The 17,442-nt window shown below is 52.5% G+C and carries 15 protein-coding genes; all 15 read right to left on the minus strand.

All coding sequences use genetic code 11. The features are described from left to right. Nucleotides 1-24 precede the first annotated feature (24 nt). On the minus strand, nt 25-1,230 hold the full coding sequence (locus PUT07_RS07210) for an anhydro-N-acetylmuramic acid kinase (protein ID WP_274467501.1): 1,206 nt from the start codon (nt 1,228-1,230) through the stop codon (nt 25-27). Next, complete coding sequence (locus PUT07_RS07215) at nt 1,230-2,963, minus strand: glycoside hydrolase family 3 protein (RefSeq protein ID WP_274467145.1); 1,734 nt, start codon at nt 2,961-2,963, stop codon at nt 1,230-1,232. The genes PUT07_RS07210 and PUT07_RS07215 overlap by 1 nt, the downstream gene beginning before the upstream one ends. Nucleotides 2,964-3,025: 62 nt before the next feature. Next, on the minus strand, nt 3,026-3,952 hold the full coding sequence (locus PUT07_RS07220) for an N-acetylglucosamine kinase (RefSeq protein ID WP_274467146.1): 927 nt from the start codon (nt 3,950-3,952) through the stop codon (nt 3,026-3,028). 53 nt (nt 3,953-4,005) lie between these two features. Further along, nucleotides 4,006-5,148: an exo-beta-N-acetylmuramidase NamZ family protein gene (locus PUT07_RS07225; protein ID WP_274467147.1), complete on the minus strand. Its 1,143-nt coding sequence runs from the start codon at nt 5,146-5,148 to the stop codon at nt 4,006-4,008. A gap of 91 nt (nt 5,149-5,239) precedes the next feature. Continuing rightward, nucleotides 5,240-5,947, minus strand: coding sequence for a PIG-L deacetylase family protein (locus tag PUT07_RS07230; protein WP_274467148.1), 708 nt, complete (start codon nt 5,945-5,947; stop codon nt 5,240-5,242). Between the two features lie 3 nt (nt 5,948-5,950). Further along, nucleotides 5,951-6,919 carry a GNAT family N-acetyltransferase gene (locus PUT07_RS07235; protein WP_274467149.1) on the minus strand — a complete coding sequence of 323 codons (969 nt, stop codon included), beginning with the start codon at nt 6,917-6,919 and terminating at the stop codon, nt 5,951-5,953. A gap of 34 nt (nt 6,920-6,953) precedes the next feature. Then, nucleotides 6,954-7,814, minus strand: a complete 861-nt coding sequence (locus PUT07_RS07240) for a carbohydrate ABC transporter permease (protein WP_274467150.1) — start codon at nt 7,812-7,814, stop codon at nt 6,954-6,956. A 19-nt stretch (nt 7,815-7,833) separates the two neighbouring features. Then, nucleotides 7,834-8,739: a carbohydrate ABC transporter permease gene (locus tag PUT07_RS07245; protein WP_274467151.1), complete on the minus strand. Its 906-nt coding sequence runs from the start codon at nt 8,737-8,739 to the stop codon at nt 7,834-7,836. Between the two features lie 106 nt (nt 8,740-8,845). After that, complete coding sequence (locus PUT07_RS07250) at nt 8,846-10,288, minus strand: ABC transporter substrate-binding protein (protein WP_274467152.1); 1,443 nt, start codon at nt 10,286-10,288, stop codon at nt 8,846-8,848. A gap of 31 nt (nt 10,289-10,319) precedes the next feature. After that, the gene (gene murQ / locus PUT07_RS07255) at nt 10,320-11,234 is read right to left on the minus strand and encodes an N-acetylmuramic acid 6-phosphate etherase (RefSeq protein ID WP_274467153.1); all 915 of its coding nucleotides are present in this window, start codon (nt 11,232-11,234) and stop codon (nt 10,320-10,322) included. Between the two features lie 184 nt (nt 11,235-11,418). After that, nucleotides 11,419-12,285: a MurR/RpiR family transcriptional regulator gene (locus PUT07_RS07260; protein WP_274467154.1), complete on the minus strand. Its 867-nt coding sequence runs from the start codon at nt 12,283-12,285 to the stop codon at nt 11,419-11,421. A 520-nt stretch (nt 12,286-12,805) separates the two neighbouring features. Continuing rightward, nucleotides 12,806-13,720 carry an EamA family transporter RarD gene (gene rarD / locus PUT07_RS07265; protein WP_274467156.1) on the minus strand — a complete coding sequence of 305 codons (915 nt, stop codon included), beginning with the start codon at nt 13,718-13,720 and terminating at the stop codon, nt 12,806-12,808. Between the two features lie 437 nt (nt 13,721-14,157). After that, nucleotides 14,158-15,039, minus strand: coding sequence for a carbohydrate ABC transporter permease (locus PUT07_RS07270; protein WP_274467157.1), 882 nt, complete (start codon nt 15,037-15,039; stop codon nt 14,158-14,160). 21 nt (nt 15,040-15,060) lie between these two features. Next, complete coding sequence (locus PUT07_RS07275) at nt 15,061-15,942, minus strand: carbohydrate ABC transporter permease (protein ID WP_274467158.1); 882 nt, start codon at nt 15,940-15,942, stop codon at nt 15,061-15,063. Between the two features lie 89 nt (nt 15,943-16,031). After that, on the minus strand, nt 16,032-17,384 hold the full coding sequence (locus tag PUT07_RS07280) for an extracellular solute-binding protein (protein WP_274467159.1): 1,353 nt from the start codon (nt 17,382-17,384) through the stop codon (nt 16,032-16,034). Between the last annotated feature and the right edge of the window lie 58 nt (nt 17,385-17,442).

A 17,442-nucleotide genomic window follows, 5' to 3' on the forward strand; every position in this document is an offset into this window, starting at 1 on the left:
ATGCAGGTTTTTCAACTCAGCTTTTTAAGGCAAAGCCAGCTTGCCCATCACCGTCGGGCGCTCCGCGCCTGTGGCCGAGGGCAGGTTGTTCGGCACGCCATGAATCCAGTCGTTGCCCAGCAGGGCGAACAGGATGGCTTCCTTGGCGTCGCCGGATATGCCGACCTCATCGGAGGTGAGGACGGTCTGGTCCGGGAGCAGCTGCTGGAGCATGCTCATCAATGTGCGGTTGCGCGCGCCGCCGCCGCTGACGATGACTTCCGCAATGTCACACTGCGGGAAGACGAAGTCGCGGTAAGCACGAGCGATGGCATGCGCGGTGAAGGCCGTCGCGGTAGCGACGATATCTTCAGCGGCCAACCCTCGCTGTTTGTCGGATGCGAGCCACGCCTCCGTGTACGCCTTGCCGAACAGCTCGCGGCCGGTCGTCTTCGGAGGAAGCTGCGCGAAATACGGATGCGCCAGCGTCTCCTCCAGCAGCTCGGCATGAACTTGGCCGCGAGCCGCCCATGCGCCGTCTGAATCATAGGTCAGCGCGCCAGCCGACAGTTCATAGACGACTTGGTCCATGACCATGTTGCCCGGCCCCGTATCGAAGGCGATAAGATCGCTTCCGTCGGCCCTGGCTGCGGCCGATCTCCGGGCGGGAATCGCCGTGCAGTTGCCGATGCCGCCGATGTTCTGCAGGATGCGCCCTTTGACGGCATCGCTGAACAGGATGAGGTCGCCGTAAGGCACGAGCGGCGCGCCCTGACCGCCAACCGCCATATCGGCGGTGCGGAAATCGCCGACGACCGGGCGGCCGGTCCGTTTGGCAATAACGGACAGATCGCCGATCTGCAGCGTCGACTTCGGCAGGAACGGGTCGGCCTCATCCGCCACCGGAATGTGCCAAACGGTCTGGCCATGGGAGGAGATAAGATCGATCTCCTCCATAGCCATCCCCGCAGCCGCAGCTGTGCGCATAACCGCGTCGGCAAAACGCTCGGCGATGGCGAAGTTCATGCCGCACAGCAGCGCGACATCGGAGTGATCGACAGAGCACAGGCGCTTCAGCTTCTCGCGCAATTCCGCATCGAAGGGGAAGCTCTCAAAATGAAGCAGCTTCACTTGTGCCTCGAACCCGCAGCCGTCGATCCGGACAATCGCAACGTCGATGCCGTCCAAGGAAGTGCCTGACATAAGCCCCGCTACGGTGAGCGAGGTCCGGTTCAGGAGGGTACGGAGCATCACAGTCCGCCCTCCCATCTCCAGCCTGCCGGGTAACCGGAGCCCAAACTAACCGGCAGACGTCCCTTCATCTCGAGCTCGCCGAGCAAGCCTTTCGCCGTGCTTTGCAGCGCCAGCGGACGGCTTTCGTACGCCGCAATGAATGTAGATACCTCAGAAAGCTCAAGTAAATCATAGGGCACGCGCAGCCCAACGACGACCAGCGGCTTACCCAGGGCTTGCAGGGCGCGCACCAACTCGACCTGTGCGGCGTGGAACCTGGCGTTGTACGTCCCGACAACGATCTGCTCGACTCCTTCAGCCGCAGCTAGCACAGCGTCAAGGCTCGCGCCGACCTCGGCCAGCGGCAGCACACGGTCGATCACGTCGAGGCCGCGCGCCGCCAAAGCCGCGCCGAGGCTCGCCGGTCCGGCGTACGCTTCGTCCACGCCGGAGGAAACCGCTGCGGCCACAGTGACCGCCAGCGTCCGAACCCGCTTCAGCGGCAGCAGCCCCCGCTCGTCCTTGACGAGCGTAATGCTGGCTTCGCTGAGACGCTGTGCGACCGCGCAGTGGTCCGCGGTCCCGACTTCGCCCGCCTGCGGCTCCAGCAAGCCGCGGCGCGCCTTCAGCGCGAGCAATCGCTCGACCGAAGCGTCGATACGCGCTTCGCTGATGCGCCCCTCGCGCACAGCCTGCTCGATCGCCGCAATCGCGCCGATCTGGCGGTCCAGACGATGGCTGATCAACACGAGATCAGCCCCCGCTTCGATCGCCATGACGCTGGCGGCGACCGTGCCGTAATGCTCGGCGATGGCGTTCATCTCCATGCAGTCGGTCATGACGACGCCTTCGTAGCCCAGCTCCTCGCGCAGCAGTCCGGTTAACACGGATCTGGACAGTGTCGCAGGCAGCTTCTCGGCCTCGAACGCCGGGAAATAAATATGCGATGACATAATGGCATCGACGCCGTTCTCGATCGCCCGCACGAAAGGAACCAGCTCCAACGAACGAATCCGCTCCTGATCATGCACAATCGTCGGCAGATCCAAGTGGGAGTCCACGCTCGTATCGCCATGTCCCGGGAAATGTTTGGCCGTTGCAACAACGTTCGCATCCTGGAAGCCCTGCACCGCGCGGCGCCCGAACTCCGCGACCAGCTCTGCCGACTCGCCGAAGGACCGTACGCCGATCACCGGATTATCCGGATTGTTGTTCACGTCAAGCACGGGTGCGAAGTTCAAGTTGATGCCCAGCGAACGAAGCTCTTTCCCCGAAATCAATGCAGCCTCATAGGCCGCGTTGGGGTCCGCACTTGCACTTGTATTTGCTCCTTCGTTGGAGTCCGTTGTACTTGTATTTGCTCCTTCGTTGGAGCCCGTTGCACTTGTATTTACGTTGGATTCTGTATTTACTGTCCCATCAGCCGCTCCAAGCGCACCAGCCGTAAGAGCCATCTGACCCGGCATGAGTGCCACGCCTTCCGTAATCCGCGCGACCATGCCGCCCTCTTGGTCGATCGATACCCATAACGGCACAACTCCCGCTTGTCCGGCGATCGCTTGCAGTTCTGCGGATAGCTCCGCGACCTGCGCCGTATTCATCACATTCCGGGCGAAATAAATCACACCGCCAATATGGTGCTCGGCAATAAGCTCTTTTAATTGATCCGTGACCTGTGTACCCTCAAAACCGCAGAGGAGCATCTGCCCGATCTTCTCTCTCAGCGTCATCGTCTTCATGTCTTTCATCATCGATGTCTCTCCCTCACTAGAACTTCATAAATGCTGCCGTTAAATCCCTTGATGCCGCCAATCTAAGCCTGGTCCGCCTGCAATCGGTTCAATGCCATGAGGACCGCTCCGCTGGCCGCGTCTTTGATGGGCTTCATGCAGGTCAGCTGCGGATAACGCTCCTTCAGCTTCTCCACGAACGAACGCCTGATCTCGTCATTGTTGAGCAGCACACTGCCCGCCATGGCAAGAGCTCCTTGCTGCATCGACAGCTTCTCCACCACGGGAACGGCAGTTTCCACCAGCGAGGCGGCTTGTTTCTCCGCAATTGCGAATGCGGCTTCGTCCCCTAGCGCACAAGCTTGAGACAGAATCGGCGCCAAGGCGGCTATGTCCTTTTTGTTCGTTTCTTTGCTATATACGAAGCCAACGATCTGCTGCACGGTGGTCAGCTGCAGCTGCTCATAGACCATCCCCGAGATTACAGTCTCCGGGATTCTCCCGTCATGCGCCTTCACCAACGAGGCGAGCAGATCCCGGCCGATACTGTAGCCGCTGCCTTCGTCGTCGATGAGGTGGCCGTAACCGCCGGAGCGGTGAATGCGTCCGTCCTTGCCTTTGCCATAACAAATCGAGCCTGTGCCAGCAATCATAATGATGCCGTACTCGCTGTCATGCGCGCCGCATAGTGCCGTCTCCTGGTCACCGGTTATGAACAGCTTCCCGGAATAACCGCTCTCCCTGCAATTTGCTTCCAAACGAGCGGAGACGGCCGGATTGCTGACGCCAGCCGCGCCGATGACGATTTGTGCGCAGTGCTCAAGTCCGCCGCAGGCACCTGCGATCCCCGCGAAAATATCCAGAAAGCTGCGCCGGATGCTGTCGGCATCCTGCCCGTTATAATTAATGGCGCCGGACGTGAAGCTGTGGACTTCAACACCGGATTCGTCGGCCACTCTCACTGCGGTTTTGGTTCCGCCGCCATCTAACCCCGCTACGTATGTTTTCATAGGTGCCCCATCTCTTTTCTTGGCATAGAAATATTCCTCATATATCGTCCGATCTATTTGTACAGATGGTACTGCTCTTTCATTTGCGCGAACGTTCGGCTTTCTTCACGGAACTGCTCCAGTAAGGCCGCAACGTCTACGTTCTCTTGCCGGTATGCGTTATCCCCGCAAAGCAGATCCATGAAAGGTCTCGAGCCTTCCCGGAATGGCGGCAGGAACGCGAACTCTTCATAATTATTCCGGATTGTATACATCAGCTTGACGCCTGTTGCCAGGGGCTGTACCGCTTGCATATCCAGCACATGAATCTGCACGCCGCTGCACGATTCCCCTTGATGCTTGGAGAAACTTGGCTTGAAAAATACCGGACGGAATACAACCCCCGGAAGCTTCATGGCGTTCATTTCATCCGCCAGCTTCTGTCCGTCGATGAACGGAGCGCCGACCGCTTCGAAAGGGATGGTCGTCCCGCGGCCTTCCGACAGGTTCGTCCCTTCGAAAATGCACGTTCCCGGGTACAACAATGCCGAGATGAATCTCGGAAGTCCCAGTGAAGGCAGGATCCACTCTTTGCCCGTCTCCGGGAACAGCATGCTGCGCTCCCAGCCCTCGCAAGGGACGACATGCAGCTCGCAGTTCCAGTTCATCTGATCGTTCGCCATCATCGCCAACTCGCCGGCCGTCAGACCGTAGCGTACGGCGAGCGGATAGTTGCCCACGAAAGATTGGTATTCCGGCTTCAATATGTTACCTTCCACCTTCACGCCGCCAAGCGGGTTGATCCGGTCCAGCACTACAAAGGACTTGCCCGCTTTCGCGCAATCTTCCAAGGCGTATAGCATGGTATAAATAAATGTATAATATCGTGTACCTACGTCCTGAATATCATAGACGATCATATCGACCTCATCCAGCATCTCCGGGGTCAGGCGCTTGGAATCTTTGCGGTATAAGCTGTATACCGGCACTTGCGTAATGGGATCGAGGTAGGTATCGACCAGAGCGCCGGCTGCTAGATCTCCACGCACACCATGCTCCGGGGAAAATAATGCGGTCAGATTGAAATTGTCATGCAAAATCTGAATCGTGGATACGAAATCCTTATTCAGTCCGGTAGGCGCCGTAATCAGCCCCAGCCGCTTCCCTTGGAACAAATGTGCATATTGCCCGATGCGATCAATGCCGTTAAGAACCATAATGTTTCGCCTCATTCCTTATTTTATGATAAGAAAACCTCTACCTAAGCCTTATCCAAGTAAGCGGCTGCGTGTAGAGGTCAGATGATTGCTATAATTCAGTTTTGAGCACCCGCATATTTTCTTCTGGAATCATGAACGTTTGTGCATATTCTTTTCTGGCTTCAAGGCCGCGAACCCGCATCAAGCTCTTGTAGTAATCCAAGTACTTGAACGACTTGCTGCCGGTTACGAACCAGTGCGTAGAAACGGCTTTCACCCACAGATCGAAGGCTTCCTGATCGTAATCGACATACACGTACGGACGGTAGTCGACGGCGTCTTCCCAATTCTCGGCATAGTACAGACGCTGTGCGAAGTGAGCCGGAAGCTCGCGTTCGAACGTCGGCAAGGCGGCGAAAAAACGCGCATCATTGACGATGCGGTGCGTTGTCATATGATCCTTATGCATGCTGTTCTTCCAATGCGTAATAATGACGTTCGGACGCACTTGGCGAATGATATCGCATACACGGAAGCGCAGCTCCTGGCTATCCGGCAGCTCGCCGTCCGGAATATCGTCGAAGACGAACGCTTCTCCGCCGAGCATCTCAGCGAACGTCTTGGCTTCTCGCACCTTCTGCTCGCGGTACTCGTTCATATCTTGGCCGGCCGGAACGCCGCGTTCGCCTGCTGTCAGCGCAAGGGTGGCAATACGGTCCCCTTTCAGGAAGTGGCTGGCCAGAACGCCCCCCGCCGTTAATTCCGCGTCACCTACATGGCCGCCAATGGCCAGAATCGTTAACTTTTGCTCGCTCATACCTTACACAAACTCCCTTCTCATGACAGAAAATTGTTTGACGGTCTTAAAGCCGGCCCTCTCATAGATGCGGATCGCCGGATTCGTACTGCCCGTGTAGAGCGACATATATTCGGTTCCGATCGAACGAAAGGCTTCGCACAGCTTATAGAACAGGATGCTGCCCAGGCCATGCCCCTCATGCTCGGGAAGCACGCCGATTCCCGCAAAATAGCCGCGCCCGTTATCTTGGCGAATGACCGGTCCGGCAAATCCGATGACCTGATCTCTATATGCAGCAATGACGACTGGCACACCGCTTGCCGTGCATTGCCCGATTTCCTTTTGCCACAAAAGATTGTTGAAACCTTGAAGCATCTCGTGAACGCCGCTGTGCTTGCCGGAATCGAACAACTCCACGGTATAACCCTCGGCCTGCGCCTTGGCCTCCTTGGCTTTGCTCTCTTCGGGCATGACGAAGCCGTCCAACTTCAAGTACATCGCGCATTCTTTGGCGCGTTCCACATACCCGGCTTTCAGCAGAAATGCATACAGCCCGCTTTCGACCGGCACACCCGGCGCATTGTTATGCTCATGCTTCGGCGTACCTGGGATGTACCACGGCAATAACATCGGATTAAAAAACAAAACATCGCCCTGCTTCTTGCCGAGCTGCTGGAAGCGGTGCTCCAGAGCGTCCAGCATGCCCTGGTAATGTTCGTCGTTCTTGCAATCTTCGGCCAGCACGATGCAGGTGATATACCCCGCCACTTCACCGAGCGGCAGATCGTCTCCCGTGCAGCCGCAGGCGAAGCCTTTGACCTCATGTTGTTGTAACAAGACAAAAACGTTCTGCCGATCAAAGTACGGATTCGCCGTGAAGATGCTCCGAAAGCTTGTTTCGGTAAGCTCCTTATATCCTTCTTTCACGGCTTCCTCGTTCCATAAATCAATAACAGCTTGCTCATATTGTTCATCCCATGACACGATCATACTGTAACGATACCTCCCCCGCGAGCGGCTTGGATCAGCCTTTGACCGCTCCTACCGTAACGCCTTCCAAGAAGTACTTCTGCAAACTGAAGAACAGAATAAACATCGGCAATGCAGAGATGGTTGCACCCGCCATCATCGGTGCGATGAACGTCGTATTGGCGAAGCGGAAGTTTTTCAGTCCCACCTGAATCGTCTGCATATCCATCGTATTGGTCACAAGCAGCGGCCAGAAGAACGTATTCCAGCTATCCATGAACGTGAGGATCGCCATAACGGCAAGCACGGTTTTGGACAATGGCAGAATAATCCGCCAGTAGATCGTAAACTGGCTGCATCCTTCGATTTTGGCGCTCTCCATAATCTCGTTCGGGATGCTGCTCATGAACTGTTTGGCCAGGAAAATATTATATACGGTCACGATACCCGGCATAATTAACGCGCTGTACGTATTTTGCAATTCGAACACGTTAACGACCAGAATATACAAAGGAACTTGCGTAACTTGGTAAGGAATCATCATCGAGACGAGCAAGATAGCGAACAGCACGCCTCTGCCTTTGAAACGAAGCTTGGAAAATGCATACCCCGCCATACTGGCGAAAATGACGTTGGACACCATGACGGTGGTCGCCACGATGAGCGAGTTCAGAATCCAACGGTACGAATACTCGCTATAATCGAAGAAGTATTTGAAAGAAGCGAACGTGAACTTGCTCGGCCAGATGGAATAATCGACGGCTCCGGCCTCAACCGGATCGGCAAAAGACGAAATAATCATGAAGTAAATCGGAAAAATAGTCGCCAGAGCAAAAAGTAGAAGGGCGATAAAAATAATGGAGTTGCGAATGGTTTTAATCTTCGGGTTTCCTGTATGATTGCTGTACAAAGCCATTGGTTGTTATCCCCCTCTCTTAATACTCGACGTCTTTGCCGGCATATTTAAACTGAATCACGGAAATCAAAGCGATGATCACAGCCAGGATCAGCGATTGCGCCGCGGCTTTACCAAACTCGAAATAAGTGAACGCATTGTTGAAAATGAGCAAACCGACCATCGTCGTGGCATTGTTCGGTCCGCCGCCCGTCATCAGGTACGCATTCTGGAACACTTGGAAAGAGCCGATAACGCCTGTCACCAGGAGGAACAGCGTAGCCGGTTTCAGTGCCGGAACAACGATGTGCCACAGCTTCTGGAAGAAGTTCGCCCCGTCCATTTCAGCCGCTTCGTAGTACGTATCGTCAATGCCGAGCAAGCCTGCCAAGTAGATGATAATGCTCGTACCATGTGAGGAAAGCCATGACATAAGCACCAACGAGAACATCGCCGTTTTACTCGAGCCGAGCCAGTTCTGATTGCTGATGCCGAAGAAATGAATCAGTTGGTTCAGAATTCCGCCTTCCATCGGATCGAAAATCCAGAGCCAGACGACGGATAAAGCAACGCCGGAAGCAACGACCGGCAAATAATATACACCTTTGAAGAACCCTTGCGTCTTCTTCCTAAGCGGAAGGATCAAGACGGCGATTACCAAGGAAAGAAACAAGTTGACAGGGACGGTCAGTACCGTATAGACGACCGTGTTGCGCATAGCCTGCCAGAACAAACCGTCTTTAATCGTAGCGGTATAGTTGTCTAAGCCGACATAAGTGGAACCAAGAGGTTTGTATTCCTGGAGACTGATGATGAACGCGCTGACGACCGGATACGCGGTGAACATCGCGAAAGCAACCAAAGCGACGGCAATGAACGCATATCCCCAAGACCCTTCTCCTCTGATGCCTTTTCTCTTCATCGGTTTAGCGATATTCGTAGCCATTTGTGTCTAACCCCCTAACCCCGTTTCAAAAAAACCGGTTTTAAAATAGTTCGGATAGCCGCGCAACTTGCCTTCACGACTATCCGAAGTTTCAGCTTTTTATAAATTAATCTTTCACGATGCCGTCTGCGCCAAACGCGGCGATCGCAGCGGTTTTCACAGCTTCATACATTTGTTCAGGCGTAACTTCGCCTGCGATCAGACCTTGGAACTTCGGTACGATAACTTCCGTTTCCAATTTAATCGCTTTAGCGCCCAGTTCTGTCGGGATGTCCGAACGAGCCGGCGTTGCATTTTTCAGCATGAAATCAACAGCCGCTACGTTCTCAGGGCTTCTTTCGATTTTCATGCTCTCAGCCGCTTTTTTCGCGCTTTGCGTGATGTGTGCAGCGAACAGGTCGTTGTTCGTCGTTGCTGCATTTTTGCCGCTAGCCAGGAAGTACGCCGCTTTCACAACGTTCGCTTTGTGCTCAGCCGTAGGCTCTTTCTTACCGCGGAACGTCATGTAACCGTCAACGACCGTAGCGAAGGAAGGCTTAGCGCCTTGGAACGTCGGAGCAGGCAATACAACATAATCGACCGGGATGGAATCTTTCACTGCGCTTGCGTCGTTCGCTTTCAGCTTGGCATTGTTCGTTTTCGCCGAATTCTCGAACACCGCAAGACCTTTACCTGTGATCATCGTTTGGCCGGTCAAGAACATGTTCCAACGTTTACCGGCATCAACAGAGCTTAGCTCTTTCGGCATGGAACCGTCGTCGATCAGTGCGCGAAGATCTTTCAGCAGCCCAAGGTAGTTTTTGCTAGTGTACGCATATTTCAAATCTTTATTAAAGGCATGCGGCATACCGGCATTCTTAGCCATAATACCCAAGTAGTCAACTGCGGCAACGCCTTTCACGGCGAATACGAAGCCATAACGCGTTTTGCCGTTTTCCGTTACTACGCCTTTTTTGACCGCTTGACGGAACTCATCGTAGGTCCAACCGTTCGTTTGTACTTTCTTCCAATCGATGCCGGCTTTCTCCAAGTATTCTTTGTTCCCGCCCAATGCGTGAACTTCCATGTATGCCGGGAAGCCGTAGAGGCCTTTGCCGTTCTTCATGTAATCCAGCGGCGCTTTGTCATAGTCGCCAACCATCTCAGGTGTGGCTACATCGGAGATGTCCATCAGCAAGCCTTGCTGAATGTACTTCGGAATGCCGTCCGAGCCGCCGAAAGCGATGTCAGGAGGGCTTCCCGCATTCACTTGCGTATCCAGCTTCTGCTTCATATCTTCCCAGCTGGCCGGTTCGATCTTCAGCGTCAGGTTCGGATACAGCGCAGTGAAATCTTTGGACATTTGCTCGAATTGCTTTTGATAGTTCGGAGATACCGGTGGCAGCAAAGCCGTAATGGTGTCTTTCGCTGTCGATGCGCCGGCTGTTGCCGCCGGAGCGGAAGCTGCTGGCGAAGTTGTTTCTTTCGTGCCGGAGTTACCGCCACCACAAGCTGTTAGAGCCATTGTTAAAGCTACGACCGATGCTAATACGGGCATTTTTCTTTTCATGAAAAACAGACCTCCTAATAATTTCAGTTATTTACACAACTTGAACAAAGGTACGTATGGCTTTCTTCAAACTGCCGTCGCATTGCTGCAGCGCCTGCTCAGCGGCTTCGGCGTTCATGCCTGTTTTGATCATCATAATTGCTAGTTTACAGTTCATGGAAGCAGCTTCCAAGTGGGAAATTGCCGTCGCTTCGTCCACGCCCGTTGCCGCCCGAATGATTCGGATGGAGCGGTCGTATAATTTGATGTTACTAGCCTTCATATCCACCATCAAGTTATTATACGTTTTCCCCAGTTTCACCATCGTACACGTCGTCAGCATATTAAGAACCAGCTTCTGTGCTGTCCCCGCTTTCAATCGGGTGGATCCCATAATCACTTCCGGCCCTACGACAGGCGCAATACACACATCACAGACAGGTGCTAATTTCGAAGCTTTGTTATTCACAACGCCGATAGTCGCTGCACCGATCTCCTTGGCTCTCCTCAAAGCGGCAATGACGAATTGCGCGCTTCCGCTGGCGGTAATGCCAACGACCGCGTCCTTCTCCGTCACTCCACAACGTTCAATGAGTGCGACCCCCTCCTCTGCGTTATCCTCAAATCCTTCAACCGCAAATCTTAGGGCCACATCGCCACCGGCTATATGACCTTGCACCAGCATGGCATCTACTCCAAAAGTAGGAGGACATTCAGAAGCGTCGAGCACACCGAGTCTGCCAGAAGATCCGGCCCCTACGTAGAACATTCTGCCGCCGTTTTTCAGCACTTGATGCAAAATATCAACCGCTTTCGTAATCTGCGGAATTTCCGCCTCTACGGCAGCAGGTACCGTCGCATCCTGTTCGTTCATCAGACGTAACATTTGCTCTGTTGTACTTTCGTCTATCATCTGTGTTTTCTCATTAATCTCTTCCGTAGTCAACCCCGACAGATACTCATCCATAGTCCCATCCTCCTATCCCGTTTGTTTCTTTAAGCTTACTAAATTCATACTAGCGAAAAATTTCATCGTGGTCAATACTTTTTGAAATTTTATTTTATTTTACAAAAAACTTTTGAATTTTTATTTCTGATCACGACAAAAAAAGACAACGGTTATTCTCTTAGGATATCCGCTGTCTTTTTTATTATTTACGATGCTTGCTGCTCGCGATTATATCATGCGTTTTGGTCAAATATTTCTTCACTTTCTTATACTCCGCGCTGGCTACTCCGGCAAATAATATATCCACGACCGTCAGCATGGCAATGCGCGATCCCATGGCGCCGCTCCGGATGGTCACCTCCGGCGTGGAGATGCTAAGGACGATATCCGCCTTCTCCGCGAGCTCACTTTTGTTATATTTGGTAATGGCAATGACGCAAGCCCCGTTCTTCTTCACGATGTCCAGCGCATCCAGAATTTCCATCGTGTTGCCGGAGTTCGAAATAAAGATCGCCACGTCGGACTTGTCCATCAGCGTCGCGGCCGTGAGCTGGCTGTGGCCGTCCGTGTACGTGTGGCACATTTTGTTAATCCGCGAAAACTTCTGCTCCGCATCGATGCCGACCAATCCGGAGGCGCCGATTCCGAAGAAAACGAGCCGGTTGCTCTCGCGGAGCACCTTGACGGCACGGGCGATTTCATTCTTATCAATCACACTGAGTGTATCTTCAATCGATTTGCTATTATTGCGGGAAATGTTGGAGATAATGATCGACAGATCGTCTCCGGGTTGAATATCCGTATACTGATCCTTCTGCTCCTCGTCCATGGATCCGATTGATGCGGAAATGCTGACGATGAAGTTGCGGTAGCCCTTGTAGCCCATCGTTTTGCAGAAGCGCAGCACGGAGGCGTCACTTGTTTTGGTCAATTGAGCAAGACTCTTAATCGATAAATGAGGGATCTCTTCCAAATTCTCTAAGATATACTCCGCTACCAATTTCTCTACGGGTGTCAAACTATCCTTCATATCCCGAATTTTGATCAAAATATTATCGTTAATTGACATCGCTCTTCCCTACCCGCTCTATATTCTCTCAGCTAAAATTACTATCATCATACGAAGATTTATTTGAAAATACAAGATGATTCTCTTCCATCCTACCGTATTCGTATCATCAATTCAAGGAGTTTTATTTCAAAATTTGTGAATTTGGATGAAATTTATTTCCAATCGGGATGCCCCTCAGCGACTCAAGAGGTTAAACCTCTCAGTTGGCGGTAACCGGAAAATCTCCCGTTAATATGTTTGTAATCGCGGTTTTCCTGGCGGGTAACTGGAAATCTTCCCGTTATTTCTGCCGAAACTTCCCTCTGTACGGCGCGGGACGGCTAATTAACGGGAGAATTTCCAGTTATGACGCTCTAACTGCGCATAATGGTGGGATTTAACAGGAAGAATTCCTGTTATTCAATCATGGCGGCGAGCCTTCAGCCTCTAACGCCATGGCTTTCGGCCAAAAGCCATAAAAAAAGAAAGCACCGTCCAAACGAGGACAAATGCTTTCAATTATACTCTCGCAAACCGCCTACCGCGCTTCCACAGCCGACGTCGACGCAGCCGCAGCGGCGGATGCCGTTCTCGCCACCCGCACCGAAGCCAGCGCGTAAACGATCAGCGCCCCCCAGATCAGGGTAAAGGAGATGAACAGGGTCGGCGTGAAATTCTCTTTAAATACGAAAATACTTAAAATCAACGTAATGGAAGGTCCGATGTATTGGATGAATCCGAGCATCGACAGAGGCAGCCGAACCGCCGCCTTGGCGAACCAGAGCAGCGGCATCGCAGTAGCCGCACCCGACAATAGCAGCAGCACGAACGGGACAGGAGGCAGCGACCACGCGCCCTCATGGTGCGTCAGGTGCAGATAGATGATATACCCGACAGCGATCGGGAAGACCACGGCGGTTTCCCCGGCCAATCCGATCGTCGCTTCGTAGGACACCTTCTTCTTCACGAGGCTGTATACCCCGAATGAAGCCGCGAGCGATAGAGACACCCACGGGAACCGGCCGTAGTCGACCGTCGCGACCAGAACCCCGGCTGCCGCCAATGCAATCGCCACCCATTGGCCGGCGCTAGGCTTCTCACGCAGAAACAGGACCGCCAGCATCACGTTAAAAAGCGGTGTAATATAGTACCCCAGGCTCGTCTCAATCACATGGCCGTTATTGACGGCCCAGATGAAGATCAGCCAATTGGAAGAGATCAGGATGGAACTTGCCGCAACGACGGCCAATGTCTTACGGTTCGTGAACATCTGGCGAAGCTGCTCCATTTTACCGCGCCCGACCAGCATGAGAATCGCCATAAAGACGAAAGACCACGTGACCCGGTGCGCCAAAATTTCTCCAGCCAGCAGCGTCTCGAACGACTTCCAATAAATAGGCAGCAAGCCCCAAGCGGTGTACGCCAAAATAGCATACCAGAGCCCTTTTTTCATAGCAAAATCCTTCTTTCAATATCTAGTCGCACAACTCGACGCCAGGAACTCTATCATTTTGTCCGCAGGTCAATTAGGCATTTTCCTATTGTAATGCAGCACAAAGCTTTTGTAAAAGGAAAATAGATGACAAATCATAAAGCTGACAACGATTGAAGACCGTTGTCAGCCAGCTCTGTTTACTGTGACAAATGATTTATATTTCACTTTTTTTTCGAAAGAAATCTGTAAATTAAAAGAAAAATCAGGAGTGTAATTGAAAGATAAATAATTGAATTTGTTATAAATACAGACCATTCTACCCTCATTAAATTCCTCCCAATATGGCGAATAACGCAACATAAACTATACCATAATATTCCACATCGCAGTATTCTTCCGCTCAAAAAAATAAACCCCCGATCTACGAGAGTTCAAATCGATAGCGATATTTAATTTTAGCCTTTGACGGAGCCCGCGGCAATCCCTTCCACAATGCGGTTGCTCAGCAGCATGAAAGCCACCAAAATCGGCAAAATGCTAATCATAAGCGTAGCACCGATAGCGCCCCAATCCGTCGTGTATTGACCGACGAAATTTTGCACCCCGACCGTCAATGTTTTGTATTTCTCGGAGGAAATGAACGTGTTCACGAAAATGAACTCATTCCAATTGTAGATCATGTTGATGATCACAGCGGTCGACAGTACCGAAGCGGTCATCGGCAGCGTAATGCTGAAGAACATCCGGTTCACCGAACAGCCGTCCATGACGGCGGCCTCTTCCACTTCGCGCGGCAGGGTGTAATAGAAGCCCAGCATAATCATAATCGTAATCGGCAGATTGAACGAGATGTACGATAAGATAATGGACAAGGGATGGTTCGTCAGGTGCGTTTTCGTGAAAAAGCTAAACAACGGAATGAGCGTGGAATGAACCGGGATCATCAACCCCACCATAAACAGCCCAAGTACGAAGGATTGCAGCTTCCACTTCATCCGTGTCAACGCGAAGGTCACCAGGCTGGCTAGGATCACCGTTACTGCGACGGATACTACCGTCATCCATACACTATTGAAGAAATAGCTGCTGATATGGCCCTGCGTCCACACTTTCTCATAGTTCTCCCAGCGCAAACGTTCCGGGAAAGCCATCGGCGCCAGATTGAAAATTTCTTCGTTATTTTTGAGCGAGAACAGCATCAGCCACAGCAGCGGAACAATCTGAATGACGGCCACCGCCGCTAACACGACATACAGCACGCCATACCCAATCTGTACCGGAAGCTTGCTGCGCACGGCCTGAGGCTGTGCCTGACGCTCGATTGCTTGTGTCTTCATCTGAGTATCAAGCTCCTTTCGTTACGAGTATTGGATGTTGTCCTTGGTTGCCGTCGCTCTGCGGATCAGCCACGTCATGACGAGACAGATAATCAGCAGGAAGAAGCCGATGGCGCTGGCATAGCCGAAATCATAGCCTTTGAACGCTTTGCGGTACATGTACGATGCCATGACTTCGCTGGCTCCGTTCGGTCCGCCGCCTGTCATTACATAGATCAGGTCAAAATATTTCAATGAACCGACAACCGCCAGCACGACGGTTACTTTCATGACTTCGGCGATCAGCGGAACCCGAATCGATAGGGCGATGCGCCACGGGGAGGCGCCGTCGATGCGCGCTGATTCGATCAGCGAGGTCGGTACATTTTTTAAGGCTGCATAGTAGATCAAAATATAGAACCCCGCATACTGCCATAGAATCGGTATGAAGATCGCATACAGGACGATCGACGGATTCGACAGCCATTCGGGAGCTTGTTCGACCCCCAGCGCCGTCAAAATATGGTTCAGCATCCCGTTCGTGGGGTGGAAAATTTTCAACCATAATTGGGCGATGGCTACAGATGATAGCAGCATCGGAATGAGATAGATTTTGCGGAACAGATTCGCCCCGCGAAGGTTCGCCGACAGCACCAGGGCCACCAGCAAGTATACGAGCAGGCTGAGCGCCGAGAAAATCGCTAGCAGGAAAGAATGCTTCGCACTGCTCCAGAACAATTCGTCGCGCAGCAGCTCCATGTAATTTTGCAAGCCGATGAAGCTCATTTTGCCCACGCCGTCCCACTTCATTAATCCGTAATAGCCCGTCATGACGATCGGCATGTAGATCAGGGCCACAACCAGAAGCAGCGAGGGAATGACGTACAAAGCGATCATGGATTTATTGGACATGACTTTATTCATAACTGACTTCCCCTTTCTTACCGGCAACCGATAAGGAAAAAGGACATACCGCCGCCGTATCGTGTCGGGATATGTCCTTCCCACTCGTTCTACTTGCCTTCTTTGGCCAATGCTTCCTCATGCTTCTTCGCGAATTCTTCCGGCGATGCCGCTTTGCCGAACAGCGCTTGAATCATGTTCAAGTGAACCTCGGCGGATGCCGGTTTCATTTGGACGTCGGCGAACAGCGTGATATTGCTCGCTTTATTCAGTTCATTCAAAAGATCGATATACATTTGCGGCAGCTTCACTTTGGACGTATCGACCTTAGTCGCCGGGATAACGCCCGCTTCGGAAATCGCATGCTCGCCCCACTTCTGCACGAAGAAGGAAACGAATTTCTTGGATTCTTCTTTTACCTTCGAGTTGTTCGCTACGAACAAGCCTACGCCCGGTCCGCCGACCCAGCTGTCCAGATTCCCTTTGCCGCCTTCGACCGTCGGGAATTTGAAGAAGCCGATTTGATCTTTGAATGCTTGCGGAACATCCTTGTTCGTCGTGTAGTTCGGCAGCTCCCATGTGCCCATCATGTACATCGCTGCTTTGCTGTTCATGAATTCCGCTTTGCCCTCATCGTTGGACAAGCCGTTGAAGCCTTTGTTGAAGGCGTTCATATCGACGAGCTGAGCCACTTCGGAAGCGGCGCGCACTAGGCCCGGATCGTTAAAGGAGCCGGAACGGTCGATCGCTTTCTTCAATGTTTCCGGTCCGCCGATGCGATCCGCCAAATACATGTACCATAGAGAGCCGGTCCAGCGGTCCTTGTTGCCGAGCGCGATCGGCGCTACGCCGTTAGAGCTGAGCGTTTTGACGACATTTTTGAATTCGTCATACGTTTTCGGCACCTGCAGGTTATATTTCGCAAAAATCGCTTTGTTATAGTATACCGGCACGATGTTGAGCTCTACCGGAAGCCCGTAGGTTTTGCCGCCAAAGGCATAAGCGTTCGTCGTTCCGTTCACGAATTTGTCCTTCAGATCGCCCTGCAGCAAATCGTCAAGCGGTGCGAACATGTCGCCTTTCACGTAAGGGTCCATGTACCCTGCCGCCCAAGTGAAGCCTACATCCGGCAGCGCGTTGGAAGTGGACAATACCTTCATTTTATTTTTATACTGCTCATTCTCGAGCACTTCTTGTTCGATGGTGACATTCGGATTAGCGGTTTGATACTCTTTAATGATATCGTTTACAATTTTGTTTTGCGTTGCGGAGTTTCCAGTCGGCCATAGGTGCATCATCTTGATCGTCACTTTCTTAGCCGGTTGTGCGCTCTCTCCGCTTGCCTTCGCCGTTGGTTGAGCCGGCTGTGCGGCGTTTTCCTTAGGAGCTGCGGAGCACCCGGATAAAACCAAACCGAGACTAAGCATCGTCGTCATCGTCCATGTAAGCGTTTTTCTTGACATGCGCTGTTCCCCCTTAAACTATATGTTTGCTTGCTACGAGTCTTATTGTAGCGCTTTC

Origin of the sequence: Paenibacillus sp. MAHUQ-63 (assembly GCF_028765165.1) — a bacterium.
Classification (GTDB): Bacteria; Bacillota; Bacilli; order Paenibacillales; family NBRC-103111; genus Paenibacillus_E.